Genomic DNA, 16,648 nt, shown 5'->3' with positions numbered 1-16,648 from the left:
AAGGGTAATGCTTGATTGTAGGAGTCTAGGGCAGATTGAAATTGTCCGAAATGGGCGTAAATTTTACCCATTGAAAGAAGAGTGAGTGCAGCTTGGGCGTAGTTTCTCTCTGCACGAGAGAGTGCGAGGGCTTCTTCTAACTTTTGAAGTGCGAGTTGTCTAGATTCGATGGTTCCTTGGCTGGAAAGTTGATTTCCATTGATAAATGCTACTTCAGCAGCAGAAACTTTTATTCCAAGTGATAAGTCCCACAGGCGAGCAGTTCTATCACTACTAGCAGTGAGAATTTGGCTACCATCGGGGCTAAATATTGCACTGTTGACCCCTTCCTCATGTCCCCGGAATATGGCTAAAAGATTACCTTTGGTATCCCATAGACGGACGGTTTTATCAACACCAGAAGTAATGATTTGCCGACCATCGGGACTAAATACGGTACTGTTGACTCTAAAATTATGCCGCTGGAATTCTGCTTTGAGATTACCTTTGGTATCCCACAGGCGAGCGGTTCCATCCCCACCGGCAGTGAGGATTTGACTACCATCGGGGCTAAATACGGCCCTGTAGTCCGGACTCCAGCCTATATCTACATTCTCCCTACCCCGGAACTCCGCCAAGAGATTGCCTTTAGTATCCCACAGGCGAGCAGTTGCATAAGGATACCTACTATCAGTCAGAATTTGGCGGCCATTGGGACTAAATTTGGCACTCTCGACATATCCCTCATGCCCCCGGAACACAGCTAGGAGATTACCTTTTATATCCCAGAGACGGGCGGTTTTATCTAAACTGGCGGTGAGGATTTGGCTACCATCGGGACTAAATACTGCACTGTTGACCTTTCTTTCATGTCCTTGGAATATAGTCAGGAGATTGCCTTTGGTATCCCACAACCGAGCGGTTTTATCATAGCTAGCGGTGAGAATTTGACGACCATCCGGGCTAAATACTGCACTGTCGATTCTATGCTCACGCCCCTGAAACTCGGTTAGGAGATTGCCTTTGTTATCCCACAGGCGAACGGTTTCATCGGTAGCGGTGAGGATTTGGCGACCATCGGGACTAAATTCTGCACTCTCGACCGCATTCTCATCCCCTGGCAACTGTGCTAAGAGATTGCCTTTGGTATGCCACAGGCGGACGGTTTTACCCGTGGTGGTGAGAATTTGGCGACCATCCGGGCTAAATACGGCACGCTCGACTCCATACTTATCGTCCCGTAACTCGGCCAGTTGAGCGTTATTTTTAGACAGGCTTTCCTGAAAGGTTTCTCTGGCAGCTATCTGCTCGGCTTGGGCAGCAATTACTACTGACAAATCCCACAGACGGGCGGTGCCGTCTTCACTGCCAGTGAGGATTTGACTACCATCGGGGCTAAATACGGCACTTCTGACACCTCTTTCTATGTCATGCCCTCGCAACGCAGCCAGGAGATTGCCTTTGGTATCCCAAACTCGCGCAGTTCCATCATAGCTAGCGGTGAGGATTTGACGACCATCGGGACTAAATACGGCACTGGTGACTAAATTCTCATGCCCCCGAAACTCTGCCAATAAATTGCCTTTGATATCCCACAGGCGGACGGTTTTATCTAAACTGGTGGTGAGGATTTGGCGACCGTCGGGGCTAAATATGGCTCTTTTGACCCCCTCCTTATGCCCCCGGAACACGACTAGGAGATTGCCTTTGATATCCCACAGGCGGGCGGTTTCATCCTCACTGGCAGTGAGGATTTGGCGACCATCGGGGCTAAATTCTGCACTGTTGACTGCCTTCTCATCTCCCAGTGGGAACTCGGCGAGGAGATTGCCTTTGGTATCCCATAAGCCGGCGGTTTTATACCCACTGATTGTGAGGATTTGGCTGCCATCAGGACTGAATACCGCACTATAGACTATCAACCCCGCCAACCCCACTCCCATTGTCTTAGGTACCGAGAACTGAACGAGGAGGTTGCCTTTGGTATCCCACAGGCTGATGGGATAAGCTAAATCGCTGGGGAGGATTTGGCTACCATCGGGGCTAAATACGGCGCTGGTGACAGCCTCACCAACCCCCCGCAATACAGCGAGCGCGTTGCCTTTGGTATCCCACAAACGGGTGGTTCCATCATAACCAGTGGTGAGGATTTGGCGACCATCGGGGCTAAATATTGCTGTGCTAACACCATCCTCATGCCCCCGGAACTCGGTTAAGAGATTGCCTTTCGTATCCCACAGACGCGCTTTTTTATCTAAACTAGCGGTGAGGATTTGCCTCCCATCAGGACTAAATACGGCACTGGTGACAGAACTATTGTGTCCTCCGAATATTGCCAGTTGAGCGTTATTTTTGGACACGCCTTCCTGAAAGGTTTCCCTGGCAGCTATTTGCTCGGATTGGGCAGCAATCGCGGCTGAAACGTCCCACAGGCGGGCGATTTTATCCCAACTGCGGGTGAGGATTTGCCTGCCATCGGGACTAAATACTGCCCCCACGCTATTGTTATGCCCCCGCAACTGTGCCAGCAGATTGCCTTTGGTATCCCAAATTTGAGCGCTGCCATCCCTACTACTGGTAAGGATTTGGCTACCATCGGGGCTAAATCCTGCTACACTCTCGACAGAACTCCAGTCGGAATCTCCATGCTGCCCAAACCCAGTCAGGAGATTACCTTTGGTATCCCAAATGCGGGCGGTTCCATCTATACTAGCAGTGAGGATTTGGCGACCATCGGGACTAAATATTGCACTGTGGACATGATTTTCATGCCCCTGGAACTCGGTTAGGAGATTACCATTGGTATCCCACAGGCGGGCATTTTTATCCTGGCTGGCGGTCAGAAATTGCCTGCCATCGGGACTAAATACTCCACTGAGGATAGGCTCCCCATGCGCCTGGAATTCTTTGAGAAGATTACCTTTGATATCCCACAACCGGGCGGTTCCATCCCAACTAAGGGTGAGGATTTGGCTACCATCGGGGCTAAATACGGCTTTTAGGAAGCCTCCTGATCCGTCACTTCTGATCTGGAACTCTGCTTTGAGATTGCCTTTGGTATCCCACAAACGGAGTTGATCCCACCTGCCGGCTTGATCCGCAAGCATATTAACGGTGAGGATTTGGCTACCATCGGGGCTAAATACGGCACTTCTACTTCTACTAACAGACTGATCGTCAGACGCCCGGAACTCGGTTAGGAGATTGCCTTTGGTATCCCACAGGCGGGCGGTTTTATCCTCACTGGTGGTGAGAATTTGGCTGCCATCGGGACTAAATACTGCAGCGAAGACTAATTTCTCATGCCCCCGGAACACAGTCAGGAGATTACCTTTGATATCCCACAAGCGGGCGGTTTTATCTGTACTAGCAGTGAGGATTTGCCGACCATCGGGGCTAAATACGGCACTGATGAGCCTATCCTCATGCCCCAGAAACATGGCGACTTGCCCGCCAAATGCTTGGACGGGTTCCTGCGTTCCTGATGGGCTGGGTTTTTCTGTTGTCGGTGACTGGGATAGTGTGGGAATCCTGGGTTGGCTGCTGATGGGGATGCTGTAGGTAGTAGCGAATACAACTCCCATCACCAGAGGGAGACAGCGATGCACTTTTCGGTATTTATCTGGCAGCATAATTGTTTTTTGGGAGAGTTAAGAATTAGGAGAGGGGTGTCAACTGAACCTTTCTCTAGCGAATCCGTAAAAGCCAAAAGCTATAGTTTCTTTTTTGATAGGCAAATCTGCTTAGCGTTGGCTCTTTTTTTTACTGAGGTGATTAAAATTAAGATGGGCTGGGGGTTAGTTGTCAGAAAAAATTATTTATGTTAAAGAGAAACTCTATCATTTTTCATAATCTTTGTCTGTAATTGGCTGCGTCAACGGTGAGGCAAGGACGTTAAGGGAAGTAACTTGGATCGGTGGCGGGGCGTTGGCTCGTCGATGTTATTATCTTTTGACTGGCTGACTGTCGTTTGTAAAGCGAGCTGATTTTTCTCAAGGGACAGCTACCTGGGTCTAATACCAACTCCGGTAGCGTGGGAATTAATATTACCCCCAGTGAGGACACCGCGAGTGCCTAAGTCCTCAGATGTTGCACCATTCTCAATTAGCCTTTTATGAACAGGCAAGATGCCTGTTCCACAAGAAAATTTATATTTTGTGGAACAGGCATCTTGCCTGTTGCTGACAATGGTGCCAGATATCAGTAAGTCCCTTTAGGGTGTATAAATTATGTTGAAGTAAATGCCGTTATCTTGCAGATTGTCGCCTTTATCGCTAATTCTCACCAAAGGAAAAGCGTAATCTACTCGCAGGTTCACCCGCTGTATCGGTTCCCAGATTACCCCCAAACCCAGACCTGCTAAAAATGTCTGATTGGTTAATTTATTTGGATTGTTCGCAACGTTCCACACCGTACCCGCATCCAAAAATGGAGCTAATTGAAGTTTGGGATTTCCCGAAGCATCGCGCTGCAAAGTAATCCGATCTTCGATGGAAACTCTGAAGCCGTTATCGCCAGAACGGACGTTTTGGCGGTAGCCGCGCAAAGATTGTCCACCGCCAATTACAAATTGCTGGGAAGGCAACAAACTATTAGCTGACAACTGTAAGTCTGCCTGCAAAATTAATAAATGTTTGTCATTCAATCGCTGTACTCGCTGCACTTGACCCAGCCAACTCAAAAATTGTCCGTCGGGATCGGAACCTTCGTATTGAGTAGCATCAAACAAGCTAGTGCCGATCGTAAATTGCGATCGCACGGCCCAAGCACCCTGCGGGTCACGCCGAATGTAGTCCTGTCCCAACTTAATTGCGCTCGTAGTGCTGACACCCTTGGACTCCTCGCGGATGCCAAAAGAAACAGGTTCGCCAGCGACAAAAGTTCTGCCTGTCTGATAAGTAAAACCGGCTGACAAGGCAAATTCTTCGATCGGCGTTCTCCGCAGTGGCTGGCGGTAACTAACTTCAAATAAATGCGATTTTCCCGAAATGTCAAAAGTGTCAAAAGGTTCTTGTACAATACTGTTGCGGTTCGGTGCCGCCCTCAATTGCAAAGTGCCGTTCATCGCATTTAGCGGCACGCGATAGCTGAAATCAAACACGTCTGAATCGCCGAGCGATCGATAATAAGCCCCTGCCAGTTCGTCGCCATTTCCTGTTATATTGCGGTGCCGCAAACTAACTCCCAATCTTTCGGAACCGACACTGGGAGGCGAGTAATTGTCAATGCTGAAAGTAGGTTGAAATGGATTAGCTTCCAAGACTCGGACGATTAGAATGCTCTCTCCTTCATTATCCCCAGCCCGCAGACTGGCTTCTACATTGTCAAATAAAGGATCGACTCGCAGCAGCCTGAGTTGGTCTTCTAATGAAGCTGTGCTTAAAGGCATTCCCGCACCCAGCCGAATCCGGCTGCGGATGTAATTTGGATTCAATCTTTTAGTTCCTTCTACCTCAATTCGGGCTAGCTTGCCTTCAATCACTTGAATTTGGACTACCCCTGCGGTGATAGTTTGGGGCGGCAAGACTGCTCTGGAAGTGATGTAGCCACGATTGAGGTAAATTTCGGTAATTTTGTCGGCAATTTGTTTGAGCTGTTCTAGGGTGGTAGAACGGCCTTCTAAGGGGTTGACTAAGGCATTAATTTCGTCTTGGCTTAAAATTGTGCTGCCAACTACTTGAATTTTCTGCACCTCAATTGGTGTATTCGGCAGCGTTGGGGGAACTGGCGATGGAGACGGCGGCGCTACTGTGGGTGGTACTTGGGGAGGTTCTGGGGAAGGCTGCGGGGCCGGTTGCAGAAATCGATCGCGATTTGGATCTGGCTGAGTCGGCGGCAACGGTAACAGCGGATTTGGTACTCGATCGCGGTTTAAGTCGGGCGGGAGGTTTCCCGGTGGCGTCTGCGGGTTCTGGGCTAAAAAATTACAATCTAGCGGGTTCTGACATTGGGGATCGTTGTCAACCAGATTTGTTGCTTCGGGCAAGATGCCCGCACCACAAGCAGTTTCATCAATTGTGGCACAGGCTTCTTGGCTGTTCTCGGCGGGGTTCGATTGTGTTTCTGGTTCAGGGTTGGTTTCGATCGCATCGGGAAGCTGATTTAAGTTTGTTGCTGTTTCATCCTGCTGGATTTCCAGTTTTTGCAGTGCTAATACTTGATTGCCCGTATCTGCTGAGTTGTCGGCGGCGACGGGCAACAGAGAAATATCGTTTGTTTGGGATATAGCTTTATTGGCGTAAAAGCAAGCCATCGGCAGCGCAGTTAGAAGTGAAATCCCCAACCGAAATAGTGCAATATTTGCATTCGGGCGCATAATTAATAATTTCTCTAAAATAAGTTTGTCGGCTGCTTGACTATGCCAGTTTATCATTTAGTATTCGGCGAAATTTGACCATCAAAATTTCCACAGTCCGGCTTTCAATATGCCAGAAGTCCGAACTGCGGAGCAGTACAAAAATTGTAATTTATTTAGGACGATCGACCAAACAACCCGCAACAGCCAAAAATCATCTGGGGCGCTGCCAAATACCGCGATCGAAACCGAGCTTTTTGTACTTGCTGCACCCCTCATACCATTTTAGATTTGAGATTTGGCAATGACTCGCCCAAAAACGGATACCGTGCCCCGAACGCTCATCAGTGTAGATCCTAAAATTTTAGACTCCTGTTCCTGCTCCCAGATTCAATGCAGCAAGTGAATCTAAAATCTAAAATATAAAATCTAAAATCGACTGACTTATGGCTATCCGGGTTGGCGGCACGGGCATACCGTTGCATTCTTTGCGTGAACCTGGTATCGAATTATTTTCTTGTGATGGGTGTTAACTCACTTGCGACTAACGGTTCTTGGGCTATTTTGCCGAGTTCGACTGAGTTCAACACTGCTGACCACTTGATCGCTAAACTGGCATCGCTGGGAGACTCGATACGCAATTGAGCTAGAGTTGCCAGGTACTCGTACCAGAGACTTTGTTGGGCGAAGATGCTGAGCTTGGTGAGATCGGACGATCGATCTAACTCTGTTTTCACGCTTGGGGCGAGTGCGGTGCGGTTGATCCACCCGGAAACGAGAACATCATCTGTTGTATTTTTTGGGTTGCATTTGATAGTAAAGTACCATTGATAGTTTTTGCCAACTTCCAGGGCTGGCGAGTTGTCGTCGGAGCCGAGGCTGACGCTAACTACACCTGCACGGCTAGTTACCATGCGAAAACTTTTTTTGTATAGTGTTTTGTCTCTTTGGTCTGCTAACTCAAACTGAACTGTTTTGTCGAGGGCTACGGGAAGGTAGTAGAAAAATGTTGGCTTTGCTGATATGGTTTGCCCCATAGTTGATTGGGGAATCAAGGCAGTTAACGCAGTTGTGGCCGTGGGGCATTCTAAGCCGCGGGTTCCTCCCCCTTCTCGCCTTCCGGGTACTCCGTCCTCCGGCGGTTGAAAGCTATTCCACGCGGCTCCCAATTGCTCGCTGTTCGGTCTACTTCCGCTTGGCTCAGGGGGTTGAACTGTTTGCCAGTTGAGGGGTAGCTGCGGTGGTGAGGCGCGCTGGACAATGTTTGCGCGGCTGTTGAGAGCCTCTGCTGGTATTAAAAAACTACCGGCGGCAACTGCCTCTAAAGACAGAATTAAGGAAATAGCACCGATATTTAGAGCAGACTTCAAAGCCATGACGAACCTGCCTTCTGATGAACCTAGGAACTTTATCGCACGGTTTTATTCTATCCAAGGTTTTGAGGGATATCGTAATCTGTTGTACTTAATTTATATCTTCAGGCAGATACGATTATTTGGGTCGCTCTGCTCAACATAGAATTCTCTGTCGCGTTTGTCAGTGGTAGCTTAGTAGTTATACTTACTTCCATTCACGGCAGCAGGTTGGGTTGAGGTTGTTAAACCCAACTTTGACAAAGACTAATATTCGGGTTCTTTTAACTCTAGCAAGAGGATACAGCGCGTCTTTTCGTAAAAACACCCGGTTGATGCGTCAATCCTGGATATCAGGAAACTCGGCAATTTTGCTGGTGAACCTCAAGCGCTCGGCTACAAGTTACAAATCAAGTTTTCTGTACAATACCGGCAAGAAATTTAGCATGAATCTCGATTCACCTGTTCTCTCGGACAAACAGCCTTCGGGGCTGCGGATGGTCAGACCCATCGGAGTCTTGGCACTGCACGGCATTGCTTTTTTAGGAAATAGGTTGTTCGCTGTCGATCGCGCCGAAGGGCTGCTATTGGAGATCGATCGAGAAAGTGACAACACTACTGTTTTGAATCCTTATCAAACGGCTAAGTTTGCCGGCGCAACGGGGCTGGCTATTTCGGAAGATACTCTCTGGTTTGCGCGGGATGAGGATATTTGTTGCTGTCGGGGCGCTATTCGGGACGGGGCGATCGCTGAACTCAAACCGGAACATTTTGTTTCGCTTTCTTATCCTGCTGACGGGATTGCTGTTTGGAAATCTACGCTTTATGTGACTTGCCAGAGATTGGGCTATATTCTGGTTTTTGACCTGAAAAATGGTCGAGAAATTACTCGGTTTTACGCCCCCGGTATTGGGGTAGAAAATATCACAGTCCGGGATGAGGAAATTTGGGTTTGCGACAAGACTGAGCAAACTGTTTACTGTTTGGAACGGGGAACTGGGGAGATTAAATTTAGTGTTTTGACTCCCTTTGAGTCGCCTTCGGGTTTGGCTTTTCACAAGGATTCGGAAACCGGGGAGGAGGTTCTGTACGTGGCTTATGCCGGGGATGAACTTTACATCCGGGATGACCCGAATTCGGAAGATCCTTTTCAGTTGACGAAGCGCGATCGCACTTTTATTCAGCCTTTGTCTTTTCACTACAATGAAGCTGACCGCTACGCTTTGTCAAACGGTTTTTTGATGGAAATGTCTTATGTGGAGGAACTGTCTCCTCTCGATGAGGTAGAAATCGAAAATTTGGAGTGGCGGATTGCTTTGCCTTCGCAAACTCATCGGCAAAAGGTCAGGAAAATTACGCCTATTGGAATGCCTTTTACTGAGGAAATTCAGGAAGGAGAACGGGTGGCGGTGTTTAAGTTCGATCGCCTGCACCCTGGGGAACGCCGAATTTTTGGCTGGAAGGCTTTGTTAGAAGTTCGATCGATTAAGTATCAATTGTCACCTAGGGATGTCGAAAAGATTCCGAAGCTGTCGCCGGAGTTTGCAGCTAAGTATTTGGTGGATAATGACAATTTGGCGATGGATACGGATATTGTGCGATCGGCTGCTGTGGCTGCCATTGGCTCGGAAACTAACATTCTCAGGCAATTGCTGAGCATTCGTAATTTTGTTTACGATCAACTTTCTTACGGAATTAGACCTCACATTGACACTCCCGATATTGTGCTGCGCCGCGGTATCGGTTCCTGCGGCGAATACGTGGGAGTTTTGTTAGCTTTGGCTAGGTTAAACCGGATTGCTTGCCGCACGATCGGGCGCTACAAGTGTCCCGCTTTTGCTGACAGAAAAGGGGTGTCGCTGGAGCCGGATTTCAATCACGTTTGGCTGGAATTTTACATTCCGGGTTTTGGCTGGGTGCCGATGGAATCTAATCCTGATGATATTCAAGACAGAGGCCCTTATCCGTTGCGATTTTTTATGGGTTTGGCTTGGTATCACGTAGAAATTGGCAAGGGAATTCGGTTTCAAAGTCTCACGAGTGGCGGTCTTCCTTTAAACAAGGAGGAGGTTTCCGTGGGGAGTCTGGCAATTAATCATGTGAGGTTTACAATTTTGGAAGAGTTGCCAGCAGTTTGAAGAGAGTGTTAACAGTTAACCGTTCACTGTTAACTGTTAGCAGTCAAAATAAAACTGTTAATTGTTAACATTTTTAATCTAAAATCGAAAGTAGAAAATGTAAAATCAGAGGAAGAGGGGTTGTGGAATTTTCGATTGCTAATTTTCTCGTTTTAGTGGCCTTTGTACTGCTGCTAACCGTGACTGGCGGGGTTGCTTATTTGACGGCGGTTGAATGGCGCGATCGCAGGCGGTTAGATAAGGCTAAACGGAAAAAAAAGTAGCTGTTTGCTGTTGACAATTTGCATATTTTATGATATGAAACAAGGCGACCCAACCAGGTCGCGTTGTTTTTTTATTTTAGGTATAGCAGAAGGAAGAAGGAAGTTCGGCAACGGATTCGGTAACGGATGTAACGGATGTAACGGATTTCAGGAATAAGGAATAAGGAATAAGGAATAAGGAAGTTCGGCAACGGATTCGCTCGACGGATGTAACGGATGTAACGGATTTCAGGAATAAGGAATAAGGAATAAGGAATAATCGCAATGGTTTGAGCAATTTAAAATCTCCTAATCGGCTTGGCGGTTGCTATATTTTCACGGCAGGTAAAAGCAAGTTCGGTAACATAAACATTTTAGGTTTGTAGTGAAAACTTGAGTTCTAGTAGTTTTATGAGGACTTTAGCCCTGGCTACCAAACAATTTGATTGCATTCGTTCGATCGCACATAAGATGATTCACGGGCGAGACGCCCGCGCCACAACAAATACACCAGAACAAACACACACGCAAAAAGAGATTTTGGAGTTGGTATTTTAAGTCCACTGTCGGAAAAATGTATTTTCTTGCCAAGCGGCGGCGGTGCGTTTTTCAAGTGCTGCCATTTCTGTTTCGTTCAGCGGTTGGAATGCTTGGGCGACTTTGAAGTTTTCTTCTAATTGCTTTACTGAGTCGGCGGCGATGACGCAGCAGTGCACGCCGGGAAGTGAAAGCGTGTAGCCCATTGCTTGGTGCATTCCATCTAAAACACCGTTCTGAAATAATTTGCCGTAAGCTGGTATTTTCATGGCTATGACGCCGATGTTTTTGGCTTTGGCGACTGGTAAAGCGCTGGTAACAAAGGAGCGCGGATGATGTTTTTCGGCGGCGTTGAGGCAGATTAATGTTGTGTCAAAAGGATAGCGCTGCAAGCCTGCGGCAATGATGGCTGGTTCGTGGTGTCCGGTGATGCCGGAAAAACGAATTATTTTTTGCTGCTTGGCTTCTTCGAGCGCCTTTATTGCTCCGTTGGTACTGAAAATTTGGTCTAATTCGGCTTGGAATGAGACGTGGTGGAGTTGCCACAAGTCTAGTCGATCGGTTTTCAATCTTTTGAGCGATTGCTCTAAGTCTCTCCACGCACCGTCTCTGTCTCTGGCAGAGGTTTTTGTGGCTAGGAATAGGCGCTCTCGATATGGTGGCAAAACTTTGCCTAAGTTTTCTTCGCTGGGCCCGTACTCGGCCGCCGTGTCAAAATAGCGAATGCCTAGTTCGATCGCACGTTCAATTTGTACCGCCGCTTCTGCTTCTCTGCCCTTCTGCGACAGCGGTGTTTGTCCGCCTCCCCCCAAACCGAAAATCGGCACTTTCACGCCGGTGTTGCCTAACAGTCGTTCTGGCATTTTTACTGTGGCGGCCGCCTGGTTATTGGGTGCGGCTGCGATTTCCCGATCCTGCTGTTCGATCGCCTTAGCACCTGCAATGCCGCTGGCAACAACTATACTGCTCAATATAAAATTGCGGCGAGTCTTTTTGCGGGTCATTGTTTCCGTCTCCTCAGAATGTTTGAGTTGAGATTAACCAGAAAGTTAAATGAAGTCATCAGTCATTAGTCATTAGTCATTAGTCATTGGTTATTGATTATTGGTTATTGGTTATTTGTCCTATGTTTCTCGTTAGTTCTTCGTTCTAATAACCAATAACCAGTAACCCATGCCCTCTGCCCCCTGCCCCATGCCCCATGCCCTATGCCCTATGCCCCATGCCCTATGCCCCATGCCCCATGCCCCATGCCCCATGCCCCATGCCCCATGCCCTATGCCCTATGCCCTATGCCCTTGTCAATTATCCATGCGCGAATCAGTTCGTTTATCTGTTCTGGTACTTCGTCGTGGGGACAGTGACCAGCTTTGATAAAGTGTTCTGTTAACTGCGGATAGTGTTTGCGAAATTTAGCGCTTCTTTCTGTGGAATTCATCCACGGATCGCCTTCTCCCCACAGCATTAGCAACGGGCAGGTTAATTGACTAAGTAATACGTCAATTTTTTCGCCTTGGGGTGTTCGGAATACGGAGGCGAATACTTTGGGGGCACCGGGATCGCAGGAGGGAAGGTAAATTTCTTCTACTAATTGGTCTGTGACGGCGCTTTGGTCGAGATAAACTTTTTCTAGAGTTTTCCGAATTGTCGATCGCTGGCGCACGTACTGGAACAGCAGAAAACTTGCCCAATCTTGCTGAAATAAGGTTTTAGCTACTGCAGATATGGCTTTTTGCAAGGGCGGGGCTTCGGGTGCCGGCTGCGGTTCGCTGAAGGGGCCGGCGCTGTTGATTAATATTAGTCCGGCTGCTGATTCGGGGCGCTGGGCTGCTACACACAAGGCGGCGTAGCCTCCGAGGGAGTTGCCGGCTAGTACGGCGGGCCGGCCAATGATGTTGGTGATAAAATCGTGGAGTTGGTCGCGCCAGAGGTCGCCGCTGTACTGCAATTCTGGTTTTGCCGATCGCCCGAATCCCAAAAGGTCGATCGCCCACACTTCAAAGTCTTTGCTCAGGCCGCTGATATTTTTGCGCCAGTGGTCTGTGGAGGCTCCAAAACCGTGAATTAACAGCAGGGGAGGGCGTTCTGGATGCCGATCGCTGGTTAGCGGAGCCCTCGAAGAGGATCGAACGTAGTATACTGAATGCCCCCGCCACTGCCAGTAAGTGCCGGCTATGGGGGCTGCGGTGATGGCTGGGGTTGTTTGCATAATGTAAAGAAATAATTATTTACTTTAACTATTGTATCGCGACATTCAGAATCTATAAAATTTGGCAAATGCGCCGGGGTTTCGCCAGCAAAGGATTGGTTAATTTGGGCGAGTTGGGATCTCGCGCTCGCCCGCACTCAGGATTAATAAGTTTTGTAACAAATATTGATTTTGGGAGGGGCGCAGCAATGGGAGATATTTTGTCCGAGCGCATTTGGGAAAATAAATCGGGTTTTGGCTGCAACATACCTAGGTATGATGATTTTGCTGTTTGGCGGCAAAAGCAAGTTCTGGGCGATGGCGCAAAGCAGCGGCTGCTAGGGTCGATCCTGATTGGGGAGGGTGAAGGGATCGACTTTTTTATAGTTATTTGCGAGCTTTTCCAGGTGGGGATCGTTTGTTCAAGAGGTGTTGACGGCTTCGGGGATGCAGCTAGCCGTTTGGTTGCTACTTGGCAAAAGCTGAGCTCAAAAATTTCGCTGCTGGGAGAACTTATAAGTAAAATTACTGATGGTTCTCTGCAGAAGTTTCTCAGAATCGCAGAATATTTTGTGACGTTTTTTGCTGTTCTTAATTGCTTTGATACTCTAAGATAGAAGTAGAGCTGCGCCGCTCAATTAATTAGCATTTTGAATACTAGGGAGCCAACTATGCAGGGTGTGAACTTTATCCACCTGAAAGTTAGGGAGTTTTCTGAGTGATTGCTATTTCACCTCGTCCCGTCGGACGCAATTGGATTACGATTAGCTTCGCTTCTACTCTATACCTTTGTCCTATTTTGGATCTGCTCCTAGCAGAGCTTCCGGATCACTGGCAAGCGGAATTGCGGTTGGGGCTTCAAGAAGCTTTGGTAAATGCTGCTAAGCATGGAAACAAGTTAGACCCCGGTAAAACTGTTGGAGTCCGTTTTTCGATCGTCCAAAACCAATATTGGTGGGTGATATCGGATGAAGGTTCTGGCTTTAAGGCCCCTTGCAGTTGTAACCTTTATACCGATGATTGCGACAGTCTCCTCGCAGAGGACGTTGCAGATAACTCTGGACTACCCCATGTGGAACAGGAATGCGGTAGGGGGTTGTTTATTCTTTACCAAATATTCGATCGGGTAGAGTGGAATTCTCAAGGTACAGAGTTACGGCTGTGCAAAGAACTTCCCAGTCGCTACCGACTGCCTCGCTTGCGCTAGCACCGCTATTTGGCAGCATTTTTCACCTCAGCTAGACCTGGAAATTTTTTCGTTCCCGGACTGAAGTTTGCAGTGAGAATTTGAACGCTCTGGCTATTGATAGCTGATCATAATGCAAAATGTGAGTTTTGAGTTAAAAAAGTATAAATCTTTTGAACTCACAATCGCGCTGCTCGATCGAGCGGCGCGATTGTCTAAGTTTTGAGCGACTAATCAAGTCAAAACTCCCAACCGCGAAGCGTTACGAACAACGAAGCAATCTAATTATTTGCCGTGGGTGGGACAGGGAGGAGCAGATATCGATCGATCCAGCCATCCTGCTGCTTGGTTTAAGCGCGGGAGAGCTTCTTCGGGCTGTTTTTTGAGCAAAAAGACCAAAGCGGCCGCAGCTTGCTCACAGGCCCGCGCGGAACGGTTGGCTTTGAGGCGGTGCCAATCTTTTTCGGGGATGGCGAGGCGCGCGGCGAGAGCTTGGGCTAGTTCTACCGTGCTCAGCTCGTTGAGGTTAACAGTTTGGGTTGTTTGTGTAGTTTCAAGCATAGGTGGTAAGGAAGAAGGAAGAAGGAAGAAGGAAGAAGGAAGAAGGAAAATGCGATAAAATCAATGGTTTCAGCCATTAAAAACGTTTTAAATGCCGATAAAGTTGCTATACTTATATCTATTTGGCTAGAGTTCCTTAATTTAGAAAATATACTGAATATAATAACAACTTAATTGGAAATCGGTTTTTTTTATTATTGTCAGGTTTGCAGATCGAAATGCCTCAACAGCCGTCAGAGTTAAATCCCGAAGAGCAAGAAAGTGAGTTTGTTCAAGCGCTCGCAGCAGTTGAGCGATCGCTCGCAGCAGTCAAAGAACGGTACACTCAAATTCAGGTCGATCGACAGCGCCAAGTCGAACTCGGCCATCGGCGCGAAGAAATCCGCCAGTCGGGGCGCCGAAATCCATTGCCGCAACTCAAAAAAGAATTGCAGGAAATTGAGCAAGAATTGGAAACTATCGAGTTGAATTTAGAAAGCAGCCTGTTTTCTTGGGGAAGCATAAAACAACCTTTTTGGCAAGCAGTTCGCTTTGGGGGACTCGGCATTTTGATCGGTTGGATTTTGAAATCCTATGCAGGTTGAAGGATGTTGGGAGTTAGAATTTGGGATTTTTTTATTTACCGCAGAGGGCGCAGAGGGCGCAGAGGAAGAGAAAAGAGAGAGATATGGTGCAAAATATTAAATAAACAGGAGTGGATATGACAACTCAACGAATTGCAGCAATACTGCGCGCAGGTGAACCAGACGAAACTGTAACTGTTCAAGGTTGGGTTCGTACCAAACGCGAATTGAAAGAATTTGCCTTTGTCGAAGTCAACGACGGTTCGGCGATGGCTAACTTGCAAGTAGTCATAAATTCCGATTTGCCAGACTTTGAAAATGTACTGAAACAACTGAATACAGGTGCATCTCTAGAAGTGTCGGGAGTGCTGGTAGCATCTCCGGCGAAGGGACAGCGAATTGAGTTGAAAGCTTCACAAGTGCAAGTTTACGGCGATGCAGACCCGCAAACTTATCCGCTGCAAAAAAAGCGCCATTCCTTTGAATTTTTGCGGACGATCGCGCATTTGCGGCCGCGCACAAACACCCACGGTGCTGTCTTTCGAGTCCGCAATGCTTGTTCGGCGGCGGTACACCAATTTTTTCAAGAACGGGGTTTTTTGTGGGTTCATACTCCGATTATTGCTGCTAGCGACTGCGAAGGTGCGGGGGAAATGTTCGCCGTTACCAACTTTGATTTAAAGAATGTGCCGCGCACTGATTCGCAAGAGGTTGATTATGCTAAAGACTTTTTTGGAAAGCGCGCATATTTAACAGTTAGTGGCCAGTTGGAAGCGGAAGTTATGGCGATGGCTTTCGGAAATGTTTACACTTTCGGCCCGACTTTCCGAGCGGAAAATTCTAATACTTCGCGACATTTGGCGGAGTTTTGGATGATTGAACCGGAGATGGCTTTCTGCGATTTGGAGGGAGATATGGATTTGGCTGAGGCGTTTTTAAAGTACATCTTTAAATACGTTTTAGAGCGTTGCCCGGAAGATATGGAGTTTTTCAACGAGCGCATTGACAAGACGGTTTTGGCTACTGCTGAAAATATCATTAATAATCAGTTTGAGCGGATTACTTATACCGAGGCGATCGCACTTTTGGAAAAAGCAGACAAAAAGTTTGATTTTCCGGTAAGTTGGGGCTTGGATTTGCAGTCGGAACACGAGCGTTATTTGGCTGAGGACTTGTTTAAAAAGCCGACTATTGTCAGCGATTATCCCGTCGGGATTAAAGCATTTTATATGCGTTTAAATGATGACGAGAAAACGGTGCGAGCAATGGATGTTTTGGCTCCTAATATTGGGGAAATTATCGGCGGTTCGCAGCGGGAAGAAAGGCTGGATGTGTTGGAGCGGCGCATGGAAGCGCAGGGTATGAATAAGGAGGAATTGTGGTGGTATTTGGATTTGCGCCGCTACGGTACTGTGCCTCACGCTGGGTTTGGTTTGGGATTTGAACGGTTAGTGCAGTTTATGACGGGAATGGGGAATATTCGGGATGTGATTCCGTTTCCGAGAGCGCCTTTGAGTATTGATTTTTAGTTGACTGTACTTTAGACTAAATAAAGATGAGAACGGTGGCTTTGAGAAGAACTAAAGCCACCGCGCCGGGAGAGAATA

The 16,648-nt window shown here is 47.7% G+C and carries 14 protein-coding genes; 7 read left to right on the top strand and 7 right to left on the bottom strand.

The genetic code is table 11. From position 1 onward, the window contains the following. The 4 genes from QUA83_RS28240 to QUA83_RS28225 form a co-directional block, all read right to left on the bottom strand. Positions 1-3,611 (bottom strand): WD40 repeat domain-containing protein (locus QUA83_RS28240; RefSeq protein WP_445301823.1); only part of this gene is annotated, 3,611 nt, incomplete at its 3' end. Positions 3,612-4,192: 581 nt separating this feature from the next. Beyond that, entirely contained in the window at positions 4,193-6,352 is a 2,160-nt protein-coding gene (locus tag QUA83_RS28235; RefSeq protein WP_333297379.1) for a ShlB/FhaC/HecB family hemolysin secretion/activation protein, read from the bottom strand. A gap of 24 nt (positions 6,353-6,376) precedes the next feature. After that, positions 6,377-6,553, bottom strand: coding sequence for a hypothetical protein (locus tag QUA83_RS28230; RefSeq protein ID WP_333297377.1), 177 nt, complete (start codon positions 6,551-6,553; stop codon positions 6,377-6,379). 230 nt (positions 6,554-6,783) lie between these two features. Further along, a complete protein-coding gene (locus QUA83_RS28225) occupies positions 6,784-7,650 on the bottom strand; it encodes a DUF928 domain-containing protein (protein WP_333297374.1) in 867 nt (288 codons plus the stop codon). Between the two features lie 422 nt (positions 7,651-8,072). Between QUA83_RS28225 and QUA83_RS28220 the strand changes: the two genes are divergently transcribed. From QUA83_RS28220 to QUA83_RS28210, 3 genes are all read left to right on the top strand, one after another. Then, entirely contained in the window at positions 8,073-9,764 is a 1,692-nt protein-coding gene (locus tag QUA83_RS28220; protein ID WP_333297381.1) for a transglutaminase domain-containing protein, read from the top strand. Between the two features lie 122 nt (positions 9,765-9,886). Next, entirely contained in the window at positions 9,887-10,027 is a 141-nt protein-coding gene (locus tag QUA83_RS28215) for a hypothetical protein (protein ID WP_333056396.1), read from the top strand. Positions 10,028-10,417: 390 nt separating this feature from the next. Then, positions 10,418-10,564 carry a hypothetical protein gene (locus tag QUA83_RS28210; protein ID WP_333297371.1) on the top strand — a complete coding sequence of 49 codons (147 nt, stop codon included), beginning with the start codon at positions 10,418-10,420 and terminating at the stop codon, positions 10,562-10,564. Here the strand turns inward: QUA83_RS28210 and QUA83_RS28205 are convergent. Next, complete coding sequence (locus tag QUA83_RS28205; RefSeq protein ID WP_333297369.1) at positions 10,561-11,547, bottom strand: aldo/keto reductase; 987 nt, start codon at positions 11,545-11,547, stop codon at positions 10,561-10,563. The two genes, QUA83_RS28210 and QUA83_RS28205, sit on opposite strands and share 4 nt — an antisense overlap. A gap of 272 nt (positions 11,548-11,819) precedes the next feature. Next, a complete protein-coding gene (locus QUA83_RS28200; RefSeq protein WP_333297367.1) occupies positions 11,820-12,752 on the bottom strand; it encodes an alpha/beta fold hydrolase in 933 nt (310 codons plus the stop codon). 68 nt (positions 12,753-12,820) lie between these two features. On the opposite strand from QUA83_RS28200, the gene QUA83_RS28195 reads away from it, so the two are divergent. Then, positions 12,821-13,348, top strand: coding sequence for a hypothetical protein (locus QUA83_RS28195; RefSeq protein ID WP_333297365.1), 528 nt, complete (start codon positions 12,821-12,823; stop codon positions 13,346-13,348). Between the two features lie 101 nt (positions 13,349-13,449). Continuing rightward, a complete protein-coding gene (locus tag QUA83_RS28190; protein WP_333083403.1) occupies positions 13,450-13,938 on the top strand; it encodes an anti-sigma regulatory factor in 489 nt (162 codons plus the stop codon). 264 nt (positions 13,939-14,202) lie between these two features. Here QUA83_RS28190 and QUA83_RS28185 read toward each other — a convergent pair whose 3' ends face one another. Then, the gene (locus QUA83_RS28185) at positions 14,203-14,478 is read right to left on the bottom strand and encodes a DUF6439 family protein (protein ID WP_333056391.1); all 276 of its coding nucleotides are present in this window, start codon (positions 14,476-14,478) and stop codon (positions 14,203-14,205) included. A 218-nt stretch (positions 14,479-14,696) separates the two neighbouring features. Between QUA83_RS28185 and QUA83_RS28180 the strand changes: the two genes are divergently transcribed. Beyond that, entirely contained in the window at positions 14,697-15,062 is a 366-nt protein-coding gene (locus QUA83_RS28180) for a DUF2203 domain-containing protein (protein ID WP_333069090.1), read from the top strand. A 116-nt stretch (positions 15,063-15,178) separates the two neighbouring features. Further along, positions 15,179-16,570 carry an asparagine--tRNA ligase gene (asnS, locus tag QUA83_RS28175; RefSeq protein ID WP_333297364.1) on the top strand — a complete coding sequence of 464 codons (1,392 nt, stop codon included), beginning with the start codon at positions 15,179-15,181 and terminating at the stop codon, positions 16,568-16,570. The last annotated feature ends 78 nt before the right edge of the window (positions 16,571-16,648 follow it).

It is taken from the genome of Microcoleus sp. K1-B1, assembly GCF_036704705.1.
GTDB lineage: Bacteria > Cyanobacteriota > Cyanobacteriia > Cyanobacteriales > Microcoleaceae > Microcoleus.
This window is presented reverse-complemented; position numbering and strand designations above follow the sequence as displayed.